We start from the raw sequence: 15,108 nt of genomic DNA on the forward strand, positions 1-15,108 counted from the left end.
TACTACCTCAGTGCGTACAGCATCACTTCTAGGTCGCCAACACGTGTATCGACGTGCAGCGCCAGTGCATCGCGATTTTCAATCATTTCTAACCAATTGCGGTCTGACGTATCCACTTCAAAATATGCTGTACCTTGCATCGGTTTTAGTTCACTCGGCGCAACAGGAAGCGGCGTTAACTGCACGCCAGAAAGGGCATTACGCACGATCTCGACAATCTTGTTATTGCTGCTGAGTTTGGCTGCTGCAGGGAACAACTCGTTAAGCTCGGTGCTGCTGACGTTGGAACGGACACTGAGTACGAATCGGCGATCGGACAGGTTGTGACCATCTTTTACCAACGTGCGAAGCAAGCGGCGTCGTTCAAACAACGAAGTGTCGAACGCAAACTCAATCACTGAGTCTTGTTGAACCAGCGTGAGCATATTGCGCAGATTCGAAAAAAGCGGATTAAAGCAATCGTACAGACGATGGAAATCCAACGGTTGGCAAGGGTCTGGAATTGCGGGTGTGGATGCCATGACTTGCGCTTCAAACTTGCGTAGCTCCAAATAAAGCAGATGGGTCTGAAACTTTGGATTCGACAAAGATAAATCAAACCACGGAAGCCAAGTGTTGAGTGTTTGCAGCCACAGGTAATCCTGCATCATCGACTGCGGGCTCTTTTGCCCTTGTCCGGCTTGAATACGTTTGAGCAAGCTGGTGGCACGGTTGGAGGTGAGGGCATGAATCTCTTTCAAACGTTCAACCAATAGCTGTGATGCCCCATAGTGCAAACACGCAGGAATAAAGGAGCGGTCTAGCATCACTTCGCCCGTTTCACTGCATTCCAATACCTTGGCGAAAGGAATGAGGGTAAAGCCTGATGTGTCTTCGCCTTCGAGTTTAATCGCTATATTGAGCTGCGCGACGTCCACTTCAACACTGGCATTTTCAGAGGTTGAAGTATCAAACACATTGATGGTGCGTGTAAGATAGCGGCTTTGTTCCGATTCATCATTGGCGTAATCATTATTGCCTTGCAGAGAGACAGGCAGCGCTAAGTAAGCCATTTTCTCAATCGTACCGTGCGGCACATCTCTGGCGACTTCGCGTTTCAGTTCGAAATGAGTGCCATCTGGGAACAACCCCGCGCTTGAAGAGACGGAAAGCTTACCTATTTTAAGAAGATCATGATTGATCACCAAATCGGTCACACCATAGTAAGGGGCATAACCAGCAAGTGTTTCGACGTTTTGTCTGACGTAGTTTTGTGTGTATCTGTCTTGTTGTTGAAAGTGTTGTGGGGCAATGAACATACCTTCTTGCCAAACGACTTTTTTATATGCGTCCACGTGATTTCCCTATCTACTGAATCGAGTTAAAAGACATCCCACCAAGGCGAATCTGGTGTCACGGTTTGCAATGCTGCCTTGTTACCGCTGATCTTTAACTGGATATATTGTTCTTCTTCCTGAGGCGTGGTTGTCACTACCGTCGCCGTGCTTGCATCATATTCGGCAAATTCCACCAATACGCCGATGTATTGAGTGGTCTTGTTGATGTCTAAGGTTTGTTTGCTATTGCTGTCTGGCATCACCACGGGCAGAACTTGTTTCGACACCAAGTTTGCGCCTAATAGGCTCACGTCATCGTTGTACAAATCGATAAACGGCAATTGCTTAAACTGCTGTGCATCGGTCAGTTGATACAAGCGTACTACTACGGGATTAGTACTGTTGTTAACACTTGGGTTAATCGTCTTCTCGGCGCTCACCGCCAATTGATATTGCGTCACAACCGGTGTTGGGTCGGATGAACATCCCACCAAAGCGAAAGCGAGTAAACTTAGCCAAATCTTCATCAGCTTTCCTCGCTTTGCTTTTGCATGTTTTCCATAAACATCGCTTTAAATTGACGACGAAAATCACCGTTGTCCTGCCGATGTTGGAAGTGCTTGCGGTAGATTTTCCAATACTTCTTGTCTTTGCTGCTGAACAGTCCGCCAGACACAAATTCACTAAATTGATTCTCTAGTTGGTTTGGCGCGAACTCATTGAGGAACTGATCGAGTGTTTTATCCAAGGCATCAAACAAAGCATCATGTGCAAGCGGTGGGTTGCGAAGGTATTGCTGATTCTTCTCGGTAATCGTAATCAGCTTTTCGATGGAGGCTTCCAGCTCTGATGTTGGAAGGTGGTCTCCCGGAAGGTACTCAATCTCCGTAGAACGCTCCATTGCTTGCTGCTGTTTCGACACTTCATCCACTTCAAAGTGATCCGCCAGTTCGTCATCGTCGATGTCTTCAAACGGGTCGGAGGAGAAGGGGTCATCGCTCATTACATTCTGGTGGGAGTAATGGACTTCCGATTTCACTGATTCGACGATGTCACCTTCATCGAGAAAATCGACATTGTCTTCCAGTTGCAGGTCGAACTTAGTCGCAAAGAGGTCATCGGGTTGCTCTTCGACGGGCGCTTTGCTCGACGTGAGTGTTGATACCAACATCGAATAGCTTTCGATCTTTAAAATGTCGCCATCGTTGAGTGGGTAATCTTTGTCTCTCACCATGGCTTTATCGTTGAGGCGAGCCGGGTTCTTACCGGTACTCTTCACCAAATAACCTGTTTCAGTGAGACGAATTTGTCCGTGGATACGCGAGATGCGTTTTGATTGATCGGGCAATGCCACTTCACAAGAAGCAGAACGCCCAAACTGCCCGCCAGACTCGGGCAGATAGATGACTCTTGAAGTCACCACCTCTTCAGAGGGTACAGAAATCAAATGTATGCTGATCGCCACTTGTTATCCCTCGCATTTAGCCAACGCTGTGTTGAAAGCGGTTAAGAAACCAGAATATTTGTCCAAAAAGCGGTTAGAGAAATACACGCCCATTGGCTTGGTTTCGAATACTTGAGAATAGAAGTAATCGCTTGGAAGAGAGGCTTGGCTTATTTCAGTGTGGAACACCCGTTCATCTTCCAGTGCGACGTCAATTTCTCTTTGTTTTAAAAGCCTTAGTAAAACCTTAGCATCTCGTGGCTGCTTAACGACGTTGTATCCATTACGTTTCAGCCAAAACCATGTGCTTGAGCCAAATTCTGCCGAGAACTTAAGGTTCAACTTTGACAAATCATCAAGCTTAGGCTCTACGCCCGGACCAAAATACCAACGCAATTTTTGCTCCGTAATAGGAGCAGACAACGTTGCATAGCTGTCATGTTCTCTGGTTTTCGGCGAGACGAAAAAACCGTGCTGTTGACCACTGTGCACGTGAAGCTGTGCGTCAGACCATTCTGTCATGGTCAGTTGGTAAGGTTGTCCCATTTCGCCAAGCGCGCATTTGACGCGGTTGAGCGCAAACCCATCCATGTTTTGATTCTGGTGAGTTTGGTACGGTGCCCATTTGTGGGTTGCAAGCAGTAATCGGTCGGGACCAATCCAAACTTGCGCCCATGCTTCGAACGAGAATAGGGCGCCAAGCAAAATAAACAGCGACGAAAACAGCTTAGTTATTTTGCGGAAAAGACTCACCCCACAGCTGACCGCCGCCTCTTGAACAAGAATCGAGGTGGTGACGAGATGGGGTGAATGTACGCTTCTAAACATCATGATTCGTTACTACTGAATATCCAGTTCAAAGCCCTGTGGCGTGGACGCAGCGGTCACCGTCACTTGGCTAATCGGTTGTTGTTCGCTCAGACGCGCGATGCATTCTTCTGCCAACTTCGGCATCAAAGAGCGGTTAATGATTTGCTCAACCGCGCGACCACCTGTCGTAGGGTCGGTGTTTTTGCTGACAACCAAATCCACAAAACCTGCATCCCACGTAAAGCTCGCTTGATACTGTTCTGCCAGTTTTTTACGAATGCGGTTTAGCGCGATTTCGGTGATCTTCGCTAACTCATCATCGTTGAGTGGGTAATAAGGCACGATGGTAGTACGCCCTAAGAACGCAGGTTTGAAGTAGCGTTGTAGATCGGGACGAATCGCTTCAAGCAGCTCATCGTTGCTGATGCGTTCGGCATTTTCATCACACGCATCGCAAATCGCTTGGTCTGCGGCGTTAGAAGTCATGATGATTAAGGTGTTTTTGAAATCCACCGTGCGACCTTCGCTGTCTTTGATGTGTCCTTTATCGAAGATTTGATAGAAGAGGTCATGAACGCCCGGATGCGCTTTTTCCATCTCATCCAAAAGCAAGACAGAATAAGGATTGCGGCGAATCGCCTCGGTTAACACGCCACCTTCACCAAAGCCAACATAGCCGGCAGGCGAGCCAAGTAACATTGAGATTTTGTGTTCTTCTTTAAACTCGGTCATGTTGATAACCGTGAGATCGTTGCTGCCTCCGTAAAGCTGCTCAGCGAGCGCCATGGCGGTTTCCGTTTTACCGACACCACTTGGACCACACATCAAGAACACACCGATTGGTTTGCGATTATCAGTTAAGCCAGCGCGCGAGATTCGAATTGCTTTTGCCAGCTCTTGCTTCGCCACGTTTTGACCGATAACGCGTTTATCCAGCTCAGATTCTAGTGACAATAGGCGAGCTATTTCGTCACTCATCATGTTGCCGATTGGAATGCCTGTCCAACCGGAAATGACTTGAGCGATGGTCGAATCATCTACCATTGCATTAACTAACGGCTCTTCGCCTTGAAGCTCGTGCAATTGGTCTAGAAGGGCATTCAACTGGCTTTGCTGAGCTTCGGCTGGTGTTTCGCTTTCTGTGATGCTTTGTTGAAGCGCTTTAATCTCATCAACCAAGGTAATCTCTTGCTCCCAACGAGTTTGGTAGTCCGCTAATTGAGATTGATTGGTGGTGATTTCTTGCTTCAATTCGGCAATCTCTTCTGCGCCTGTGCCGAACAAATCAAACTCTTTCTCCAAAGCAGACTGCTCGTTTTGTTGATAACGAATGGTTTGCTCCAACGCTTCAATCACTTCTGGTTTTGCACCTTGAGTTAATGCAATACGCGCACTAGCCGTGTCGAGCAAGCTGATCGCTTTATCTGGCAATTGGCGAGAAGGTAAGTAGCGAATGGATAGGTTGACTGCGGCATCGATCGCGGATTCAGTGATAAACGCGCCGTGGTGCTTTTGCAATGAAGCCGCAATGCCACGCAGCATTTGTTTGGCATCTTCTGCATTTGGCTCTTCTACAGTCACGACTTGGAAACGGCGAGTCAAAGCAGGATCTTTCTCAAAGTACTTTTTGTACTCTGCCCATGTTGTTGCGGCAATGGTTTTGAACTCACCACGCGCAAGAGCGGGTTTCAATAGGTTGGCAGCATCATTTTGTCCTGCTGCGCCACCAGCGCCGATCAGCGTATGTGCTTCATCAATAAATACAATGATTGGCACATCGCTGTTTTTCACTTCATTGATAACGTCTTTAAGACGGTTTTCAAATTCGCCTTTTACGCTGGCACCTGCTTGTAACAAACCTAAATCAAGTGAATGGAGTTGAACGCCTTGCAGCGCACTTGGTACTTCATCTGCTGCGATTCTCAGCGCTAAGCCTTCAACGACAGCAGTTTTACCCACACCCGGCTCACCAACAAAAATAGGGTTGTTCTGGCGCTTACGACAAAGAATGTCGATGGCTTTTCTTACTTCAGAATTACGCCCAGAAATCGGGTCGATATTGCCTTCAATCGCTTGTTGAGTCAGGTTGATGGTGTACTTGCTTAGTGCGTCGTTCGCGCTTGCTGTGTTTGCGGCTGAACTTGCTTCACCTGTGCTTTGTTGCGTTGCGCGCTTCACCGGCGTTTTGTTGATTAAACCTTGTAGGGACTCGGTCGACACGTTTTGTAGAGATTCGAGATTGTTGCTCGATACGCCCATGATGTTCTGCTGCAACAGTGCTTGAACGAGATGCAGACTGATGATTTCACCATGTCCATAGTTAACGGAGGCAATCATCCAAGCATCTTTGAGTAGTTCAGTCAGTGCATGGCTAAGCGTTGGTTGGCTGTCTTGCACTTTTGGTAGGCGTTCGATGCGATTTGCTAGCTCACTGGCAAGTTGATCTTGGTTGATCTTCTGACTCTCAATCAGAGTTTTTAAATGTGTGTCTTGCTGATTCAATAGCGTGAGCAACCAATGTTCTGGCTCAATGGCGGCAACGCCTTGGTTCATAGCTGCACCCGCAGAGGCTTCCAATGCGCGCTTTAATTCTGGCGATAACTTGGCGACTAAATTTGTCAGCGTTACTTGTGTCATAACCTTATCCTTGTCTTTTGCGCGATAACCTTCTTTGTCGTCGCGGTGTCTACCTAGCTATTTCAGAAGAATCCGAATCCGCTCTGTAGGTTTACGTTCTGGGGCGAGGCAATCCACTTCACCCAACTTCGCGGCTTGATCTGGTTGAGCAGACAGCCTTGGTTTTTCGAGATACGCACGCTTAACGTTGAGATAAATAGAAATCGGCGTGGCGTCTCGTAAATAATGTTGAATGAGCTGGCGCATGTGGCTCGCCAACTGAGTATCTCGATGAATTTGATGCAGTTCTTTGCGGTTGGCAGGCTGGATACTCACCACCAAATGTTGGTTGTAAGTCATGCACGTTTTGCCAATGAGGAAGCCCTGTCCGATTCCGCTGTTATAGTCGTCTTTCTGTCCTAAACGGGTAAGAGAACTAGCGGGTAACTGGCGACGTTCATGGCTCTTAGTCGACACATCGATTTGGTAAGGGAAGTAGTCGTTAAGGATCTGCTCTAACGTTTCTAAGTTACGATGTCCTTGAGCGAACAACAGCGAATACTGGAACAGCGTGCCGTGTTCGTGTTTTAGGTTCGCCAGTTGTTTGAGTAGATCGGTTTTTTCTTTTGCCAGCTCTTTCTGCACCAAGAGGTGAGGAGCGAGTTCTAGCTGAGCGGCAAGTTCAAAATGGCGCTGATTGAATACGTCTAAAAAGTCTTTCAGTGCGTGATCATCGTTATGCAGTGCAAACAACAATTCTTCATAGATGTAGTTTGGGATAACCCCTTGTGCGCCAGATAGTGCTTGCTGAGCAATGCGAACCTTGGCGCTGTGGTCACTGAACGAGAAGTATTGAATATCGTCGGCATCACCATGAGGCATGGCTTCCGCTTTAAGCTCTAACTTCAGCTTGTGCCCAGACTGTTTTGCCATTTGCATCAGCAATCGCATTGCTTGAGCAAAGTCATACTCATGTGGGTTCGCTTTCAAATCGTTAATCAGTGACATCGACATCATCTATCTTCCACGCTACATCGAGCGCTGGCTCCCGTGGATTTTTGGATAACGCCTCGCAATGCCATCTTTGCCATAAAGACGAATTGTGAGCTGAATGTAGCGATCAAAACTACAGAACTGTTGGAAGAAGCGATTCAACACATCGGTGAAAGTTAGATAGTTGCCAGACGTATCGAGAGTGATTTCAATCTCTGTGCCCGGAGAGAAGACGTTCTTACCAAGAATTCGCATTGATGAAACTTGTGAGCGCACTTTTACTGACTGAATCATCTGAATTTCATCGCTTACTAACTGATTGCGGCTACACAATTGCAGCATTTGCTTAAGCTGCTGAGTCGGATCTTCAGAGTGCAGCAAAGACGAGAAATTACTGTTCAGAAGCCCGATAAATTGCCAGTGCATATTGGCGTCAGATTCACGTTCTATCGGAGCTGAGGGCGGGTAGAGCGAATGAAAATCACCGGGCAAATCGATCGGTTCCAAACATGTCATCTCACCGTTGATGGTGCATGCTTGTTTGCCGTTGGTACAAAGGAGGTGAGTACCATAGAGTTTGTTGAATTCGAGCTCTTGGTTGGCATTTAGGCTGATCGCCAATCGCAGTTCACCTGTGGAATCTTTTCGGCTTTGCCAGTAATCACAATGCGGGTCGCTTTGGTAACTGTCTTTAAACAGTGGCGTCAGCAGTTTTTGACCGCTCGACGTAATCTCAAACACATCCAAAATGTCGACCACTTGAATTTCATTATCGGTATGGGCATCGGCATTAACGGGAATGGTCAGGCTGCGTTGGTCATAGCTGGTTGGTTCGCCTGTTTGTTCGAATAAGTTCACCGCAGGCACGACATTGAGCTTAAACACTTGGTTATCGAAAAGACGGATAAACTCCATCGGCAAAGAGTGCATGAACAGGTTTAATACCACAGTGGAGCAATCATGTTGCTGACAGGCTTCACCAAAGCCTTTAAGACGGAAGAACTGACGTTTCTCTTTGAAGAAGAAAAATTCGTTCATCAAATGGTAGCCAGAAAATTGATTGCCTTTTTGTGGCAGAAATTGAAACTGTTTATCGCTGATTCGGCTCTTGAGCTGATTGGCAGCCAAGACAGCGTGATTCTCGCCATTTATGTCGGAAATCGATATTGCACGCGCTTCACTAAGCAGCAGTTCAACTAAGGAATCCGCATTGTTCTCGAAACCTTGAACGAAGAAGTCGAGATCTTCTAACGCGAATTGACTGAAGTGCACATCATCATCGCCAGTAGACAGAGTGAGTTGAATAACGGCGGTAGTTTGTTCACTACCTTTTGGGCGATTGAAGTCAAAAGGCGCGCTGCTTGCCTTGGTGTCAATCAGTGTAAATGGTGTCGTTTTGAGTTCATCCGTTGTGGTGAACAAACATGTTTTGCCTTGTGACTCGGAAGAAAAGCGTGTGCCTTTGGGAAGCGTCGTGCTGTCAGTGGAAGGGGCGTCTGTGCTCATTTCTAGATACGCCACACTTGGCACAGTTTGAACGTAACTTGGGTAAAGTACACCAAGTAGTCCTTCGACAACTTCAGGGATTTGCTCAGATAGACGCTTTTCGACGTTGGCATTCAGTAGTGCCACGCCATCCAATAAGCGGGCTAAACTCGGATCTTCGATTTGTCCCTGATGAATATTGAGGCGTTGTGCGTGTTCTGGATGTTCAGAACCAAATTGACCGAGGGCTCGACGGACAAAAGTCAGCTCTTGCTCGTAATAACGCAGTAGAGGATCACTCATACAAATCCTCCTTCATATCGGTGGTCATGTCGCTTAATGAAATCTTGGAATCAAAAATCAGCTCTTTTTCGCCCTGTGCCGTTTTGGCTTTGGCGACGATATTGAAAGCGATGGTGTTTTCTCCCGCTTTTCGCTCAACCAGTTCAACCATGACTTGGCTAAGGCGTGGCTCGAAATGTCGAATGTAGTTTTCTAGTTTGAGGGCTAATTGCTGGTGGTCGAGACTAGCACTCAACAGGTGCACATCCTCGATGCCAAAACGATAGTTAGAGCGCTGCACTTCGGTTAACCGATCATCAATGCTCATCAGTGACGCTTCCGAATCAAACAGGCGAGTCAGGTGATACTTGATGTCCTCGATATCATCTCGACGAGTCGTAGGGGCAGTTTGCACAAAGGTACGCCAAAAACTCATTACGCCACCTCATCCAATTCTGTCGTCAGCACCACTTCGCCACTGAAATGGTCGTATTGATACTGCGGGACGATACGCAATGTACAGACGAAATTGCCCGGATGATGGTCAGAGTCGCACACGCTGATCTTTGCGAAGCTCAATGGGTATTTTGATAGGGTTTCTTCATTGGCGTACGCAACGTTACTAGAGAATTTTTCAACCCATTGGGAGAGGAACAACTCACACTCAGCAGCTGTTTTGAAGCTACCGATCATTTCGCGTACTTGTACTTTGAGATAATGTGCAATACGGCAAGACATCAACGAGGTTTGGATTTGAGTGAGGACTTTCTCGTTATCAGACTCGCTGTTGTGCCAAATCGAATTGTTACCATTGAAGTAAAACTTATCGCTCAAAGGGCTCTTAGTAAGAGGGATAAAACCACTTCGACTGTAGAAGGTCGACAGTTGCCCAAACAAGGTCACTTTGGTTTGTGGTTGAATCAGAAAATGGCTATCGCTTTGGCTTTGATTGACCACGGCACCTTGGTTGTTGTCGTTCCAACGAGATTTCAAGAAGCCAAACCAACTCACCCGTTGATGCTCTCGCATAATGGTGGATACAAACGCAAAGCCCGCATTGCCCCAAAGCCCGTTTTGCTTCTCGTTGTAGATGAATCCCACTTTGGCGTTTTGATAACGTGTACGCATGCACATTTCTGGCATCACTAAACCGACAAAACGCGCAGAGGACTTACTGCGTAAGGACTGCCACGATTGGTAATCAGGGCTGGCGAGGATCTTCTCGATTCGGTTGATGTCAGAAAGCCAGTCTGCGCCGGATTCGACAAAGAAATCGCGATTAGGAGCAAATAGCATTGGACATAACGTCGCTTCACCTAAGCGGCTCAATAGCTCGACGGTGAACAAGTCATCGTAGTCAGATTCGAAATCCATATCTGCCGCGATAGGTTGTGTGAATAACAAGCAACCGAATGGATGTCCGCCCAAGGTGTTTAACTCTTGGTTGCCGATCTTGTTGTACAGCTCAGATGTTTTGGTGCTGTAGGCTTGATTGACGTCGGAAGACACTTCTTCCCAACTCATATTGAGTAGCTTGAGTTGAGTACGTTGGTAATTAACGGGCAGGGTGGCTAAACCTTGAAGTCCTAGCCAATTGGTTTGCAGTGACTCAAATTCTGGATGATGCAATAGCTTATCCATTTGTTTCGAGAGCTTATTGTCAATCTCTGCAATCAAGCGTGAAACATGTGTAATAAGCGCATCTGAATTGTCTAGCGCGGAGCGAGACACTTGAGACAGTAAAGAGAGCGCCTCTTGTAAAAAGTCGCTGTCTTTATCGTCTAGCTGTGTAAATTGGGTCTGCCAACCTGAGTGATAAATCTTACTCATACTATCCTTGTGACCTAAATCGAATTGGCTTGGTCGAAGCATCCTACTTCGACCAAGCTTTATCATGCGTATACCGATCGTAGTAAATAACTGGTCATTCTAGCTGGTTATAACGCTCGATAACTTCGTTTAAAATTTTGATTGTAGAATAACTACTTACCGAAATTTTAGCCTTGTTCTCAAGCGTTATTCCTGCTCTAACTCTGACCACTTACTTATTGTGATCGGTATTAACCTGGGATCTTCGCTACCATGCGAACCGACGTAGTCAGTTCTTCAAGTTGTAGCCAAGGTCTTAGGTGAGCAACGGCTGAATATGCGCCCGGTTTACCCGGTTGTTCAACCACTTCAATGCGAGACTCTGCCAATGGCGTTTTGGCTCGTTGATCGTTACCAATTGCACCTGCGTTGGTGTATTGATCGATCCACAGTTGAAGTTCACGTTGAATGTCTGGCGCTTCTAGGTTTGAACCTAGCTTGTCGCGACCCATGACTTTCAAGTAGTGAGCGATGCGACCACTTGCCATGATGTAAGGAAGACGCGCGGAAATTGCAGCGTTTGCTGTTGCATCTGGATCTGTGTACGTCTTCGGTTGCTGAGTTGTTTGACCGCCGATGAACACGCCATAGTTTGAGTTCTTGTAGTGAACCAGTGGCAAGAAGCCTAGATCACTTAACTCTTTCTCGCGTTCGTCGGTTAGGTTCACTTCTGTTGGGCATTGTTGAACCAAGTCGCCAGCTTCGGTCTTGTACGTTAGGTTTGGTAGGTTTTCCACTTTACCACCGTTATCCAGACCGCGAATCGCTGTACACCAACCGTACGCAGTGAACGCTTGCGTCATTTTCAGACCCAACTCGTAAGCGGCATTCGACCAAACCAACTCATCATTGCTTGATGGGTTCGGGTTGCCATCTTGGTCAGTGTTTAACTCTTCGTAGCTAAACAGTTTGGTGCCAAGACCTTTCTCACCGTAAGGAAGGCGAGCCAGTGTACGAGGTAATGTTAGAGTTACGTAACGTGCGTCGTCACTTTCACGGAACGAGTTCCATGCAGCATAAGCGGGAGAATCAAAACCAGCTGCGACAGGTTTGCCTTCTTCAAAGGTAGTGAAGTCATTGAATTCAAACATTTCAGCGTTTGCTGCGGCTACGAACGGAGCGTGACACGCAGCGGCTACTTCACCCATGTAACGAAGTAGGGCGACGTCTTCATCTTTTGCGCTGAACTCGAAGTCACCGATGAAGGTGCCGTATGGTTCACCACCTGCTGTGCCGTATTCGCCTTGGTATACCGCGTTAAACAGTGGGCTACGGTCGATGGCTGGTGCATCTTCAAATTGATCAAGCAGCTCGTCTTTGGTGTAGTCGACCATTTTGATTTTCAGTGAGCGTCCTAGGTCGCTCTCTTTAACCAGTTTTTGCAGACCACGCCATGAACCTTCTAGCTTTTGGAAATCATTTTCTTGCATGACTTTCGATAGCTGTTTAGAAAGCTTTTTGTCGATCTCTACGATGGCGTTTTCAATCGTTTTGGTGACGTTCTTGTCCCATGTAACTGTGCCGCTTAGCGCTTGCTCTGCTAACACTGAGAACAGTTCTTTTGTTGTGTCCGCTGGCGTTTGTGTGGTCGCTTCGATTGCACGATCCAGAAAGCTCAACGAAGCTTCAGCCGCTTCTGCTTGTGGTTGGTTTTCAACTTCCGTCGTCATTATTCTGCTCCTTCTTTCTGGATGCCTAGCTCATCGGAAAGGGCGTTGATAGTGTCTGCACTTTGCAGCACTTCCTTGAGTAGCTTCTCTAGATCACGAGAACGGTCCGCTTTTGAAAGCAGTACTTTGAGTTGGTTACGAGTCTCAACAAGCTTCTTGAGCGGTTCAACTTGCTCAACGATGGCTTCAGGCTCGAAATCTTTCATTGATGAGAATTTCAGACTCGCTTCGATTTGGCTGTCGTCATCAACCAAAACGTTGTCCACTTTGAGTGATAACTCAGGACCAACACGCTTCATAACAGTATCGAAGTTGTCTTTGTCGACGTTATAGAAGGTGCGATCTTCCACGTCTTCTTTGTCTTGCTTGTGACCGGAGTAATCACCGACGACTCCCACCACAAAAGGGAGTTCTTTGGTTTCTACTGCGCCATTCGTCTCGACATCGTAAGTAATACTTACACGGTTTTTGCTCACTCGCTTGTGTTGGGAGTTCAGTGCCATAATGGTATCTCCTTATTCCATTAAGAAGCTGTCGAAGTAACTTTCGCTGTCGTCGCATCAAAGCCCACTTCAGGACCTTTCTCGATTTTGCCGCCTTCGCCTTCGATGTAGTATGCTTTCGAAATTTCGGTGTAAGTGAGGCTGAATGATTCATTTGGTAGGTGACCATCCGACGCGCCCATGTTGTAGCTCGACATACGCGCAGCACTTAGTGTCAGGATTAGGTATGGATCTGCACCAGAACCTTCACGGTTTGGCTTAGTCATCACGATCTCGATGGTTTTGCCTTCGCCACCTGGTGCGTAAAGGAAAGTCGTTAAGTACGGTGTCGCGCCATCACAGCCACGAGAGATGTTCACTTCACCTAGCGCGACCATGCCTTGGTCTGCGTTGTTCGCGTTACCGACGTCGATGCCAACGCCACGAACGGCACTCCAGTTCACTGTATCAATAGCAAAAAATCCATCCTTGCCACCGATCTTTTCTACCGTTGCAGCACCTTTTGGTGTGGTGCCATCAATTCTCATGTAAATAGAAGCCATTGGGTTCTCCTTTGCTTTTTAGCATTTTTTGCTTCACCACTCGAAATCGGTAATACCGCTCGACGATTGAGTAGTTTTTACTTCTGGTTGGTTGGTTGTATTTGGAGTGTCGCTTTGCTCTGACGTTGTTGCTTCAATTGACGTTGCACTTTGAGACTCCTCATTAGAGGCAGTTTGAACCTCAGTCGCAGGTGGTACGGTCGGAACCGACTCTGGCACTGATTGTGGTTCAGGAATTTTCTTCAGAATGGTTTGTTCTAAGTTGTCCATTCCGGTGAGTTGATTGATATGGTCGAGCACTTGGTTGTTGCCACCAGTCATTTCTTGGAGTAGTTCTGGTAAGCTCAGATAACCCCAACGAATTGCGCGCTCTAGCAAGAACGGAACAGGGCTGTGTGGCTCGGTTTGTTTGAAGTAGTCGGCGAGCTTTCTAAGTTCATGAAAGGCGTGGTCGCGATTGTGTACTTGAACATCGATGCTAACGGAAGGCGCTTGGATAAGGGGTTGAGTCTGTGTGGTTGAAGTGGGGGGCACAGAATCGATTTGCTGAGTAGAAGACGTTTGGCTCGTTTCTTTACTCGCTTGACCCGTTGTTTGAGCAACTGATTTCAATATGTTATCAGTCGGCTCAGCAGCGCTTACGCTTGGCAGTTCTAACTCAGCGGTTTGTTGTTCATCTTTTAACAGCCTAAATTTTTCGTCTAACGGCCACTTGGAAAAATTATCTTCGGTGAGGTAACGAATCGCATTTATCAGTTCAGCGATGTTTTCTTTGATGAATTTGAAACTTACTGGCGTAGCGTTAATTGGTTGGCAATGCTTCGCGATGGCTTGTTCTATAGCATCAAGATTCTGATACGTTTGTGCCAAATCCATTAAGGTGTCTTGCGTGTCAGCATTGAATAGGTTTTGCGCTTTAGTTTTGATTTCGCCAAGCAAACCGTTGCGCTCTGCACGTAGGTAATCGGCAAAAGTGATGTCATCAATCAAGCCGATTAACTGCAAAGGCATATACACGGCAGTTGTATCATGAGTTTCGCCAACAAGCTGTAGCAAAGGCTTCATACGGAACTCAGCACGTTCTCTCGCTATGCCAGACTCCTCAGCGCTTTTTAGTTTGTCTTCAGGAAGGAATGGATTGAGAGAGTCCCAAAACTGCTCCACGGTGCTTAGAAGAACTTGCGTTGTGTCGGCAAGGTTTCGATAGGGTGCGTCGGTGAACAACTGACTGGTGATATACCAACCTAGTAACTCCAAGTCTTTGCTTGACTGGGTGAGAGCGTGAAATGTCGCGGTACGCAGTTGCGTCCAATTTTCATCATTACTCTCAAGTAAGGATTCATCACTGGATGCTTCGGGCGTTTCCACCAACTGGCGAAATGACGATTGCGCCGCATTGTAACTGTTTCTCAGTGCTCGATAGGCACTTCTATCGAGTTTTAGATAGACGCCGCTCGGCGATCCATCTGTGATCGGTGCCAAAAGACTATCAATGTCAACCATATTCAATCCATGAATTATTGTTTTATTAAGCCAGAGATAATTCCGTTCCTCTGGTTTCATAGTTTGTAAACTTCA

At 47.0% G+C, this 15,108-nt stretch carries 13 protein-coding genes; all 13 read right to left on the reverse strand.

All coding sequences use genetic code 11. From position 1 onward, the window contains the following. Positions 1-2: 2 nt before the first annotated feature. Positions 3-1,334 (reverse strand): type VI secretion system baseplate subunit TssK, encoded by a 1,332-nt coding sequence (gene tssK / locus OH459_RS16820; protein WP_269987757.1) that lies wholly within the window; start codon positions 1,332-1,334, stop codon positions 3-5. A gap of 26 nt (positions 1,335-1,360) precedes the next feature. Beyond that, the gene (gene tssJ, locus OH459_RS16825; RefSeq protein ID WP_005451918.1) at positions 1,361-1,843 is read right to left on the reverse strand and encodes a type VI secretion system lipoprotein TssJ; all 483 of its coding nucleotides are present in this window, start codon (positions 1,841-1,843) and stop codon (positions 1,361-1,363) included. Next, positions 1,843-2,781: a type VI secretion system-associated FHA domain protein gene (locus OH459_RS16830; RefSeq protein ID WP_269987759.1), complete on the reverse strand. Its 939-nt coding sequence runs from the start codon at positions 2,779-2,781 to the stop codon at positions 1,843-1,845. Before OH459_RS16830 ends, tssJ begins: the two co-directional genes overlap by 1 nt. Positions 2,782-2,784: 3 nt before the next feature. Continuing rightward, positions 2,785-3,588, reverse strand: a complete 804-nt coding sequence (locus tag OH459_RS16835) for an ABC transporter substrate-binding protein (RefSeq protein WP_269987782.1) — start codon at positions 3,586-3,588, stop codon at positions 2,785-2,787. Between the two features lie 12 nt (positions 3,589-3,600). Next, entirely contained in the window at positions 3,601-6,207 is a 2,607-nt protein-coding gene (tssH, locus tag OH459_RS16840; protein ID WP_269987760.1) for a type VI secretion system ATPase TssH, read from the reverse strand. 57 nt (positions 6,208-6,264) lie between these two features. Beyond that, positions 6,265-7,203, reverse strand: a complete 939-nt coding sequence (locus tag OH459_RS16845) for a type VI secretion system baseplate subunit TssG (protein ID WP_269987761.1) — start codon at positions 7,201-7,203, stop codon at positions 6,265-6,267. A 12-nt stretch (positions 7,204-7,215) separates the two neighbouring features. Next, the gene (tssF, locus tag OH459_RS16850) at positions 7,216-8,967 is read right to left on the reverse strand and encodes a type VI secretion system baseplate subunit TssF (protein ID WP_269987762.1); all 1,752 of its coding nucleotides are present in this window, start codon (positions 8,965-8,967) and stop codon (positions 7,216-7,218) included. After that, on the reverse strand, positions 8,960-9,382 hold the full coding sequence (tssE, locus tag OH459_RS16855) for a type VI secretion system baseplate subunit TssE (RefSeq protein WP_005451929.1): 423 nt from the start codon (positions 9,380-9,382) through the stop codon (positions 8,960-8,962). The genes tssF and tssE overlap by 8 nt, the downstream gene beginning before the upstream one ends. Beyond that, the gene (locus OH459_RS16860) at positions 9,382-10,776 is read right to left on the reverse strand and encodes a type VI secretion system contractile sheath domain-containing protein (RefSeq protein WP_269987764.1); all 1,395 of its coding nucleotides are present in this window, start codon (positions 10,774-10,776) and stop codon (positions 9,382-9,384) included. Before OH459_RS16860 ends, tssE begins: the two co-directional genes overlap by 1 nt. Before the next feature lie 230 nt (positions 10,777-11,006). Continuing rightward, on the reverse strand, positions 11,007-12,485 hold the full coding sequence (gene tssC, locus OH459_RS16865; protein ID WP_269987765.1) for a type VI secretion system contractile sheath large subunit: 1,479 nt from the start codon (positions 12,483-12,485) through the stop codon (positions 11,007-11,009). Further along, positions 12,485-12,988 carry a type VI secretion system contractile sheath small subunit gene (gene tssB / locus OH459_RS16870; RefSeq protein WP_005443648.1) on the reverse strand — a complete coding sequence of 168 codons (504 nt, stop codon included), beginning with the start codon at positions 12,986-12,988 and terminating at the stop codon, positions 12,485-12,487. The genes tssC and tssB overlap by 1 nt, the downstream gene beginning before the upstream one ends. Before the next feature lie 20 nt (positions 12,989-13,008). After that, positions 13,009-13,530 carry a type VI secretion system tube protein Hcp gene (locus OH459_RS16875; RefSeq protein WP_005426582.1) on the reverse strand — a complete coding sequence of 174 codons (522 nt, stop codon included), beginning with the start codon at positions 13,528-13,530 and terminating at the stop codon, positions 13,009-13,011. A gap of 33 nt (positions 13,531-13,563) precedes the next feature. Continuing rightward, complete coding sequence (locus tag OH459_RS16880) at positions 13,564-15,033, reverse strand: type VI secretion system protein TssA (RefSeq protein WP_269987766.1); 1,470 nt, start codon at positions 15,031-15,033, stop codon at positions 13,564-13,566. Positions 15,034-15,108: the final 75 nt, after the last annotated feature.

Origin of the sequence: Vibrio sp. MM46, assembly GCF_027587135.1 — a bacterium.
Taxonomy (GTDB): Bacteria; Pseudomonadota; Gammaproteobacteria; order Enterobacterales; family Vibrionaceae; genus Vibrio; species Vibrio harveyi.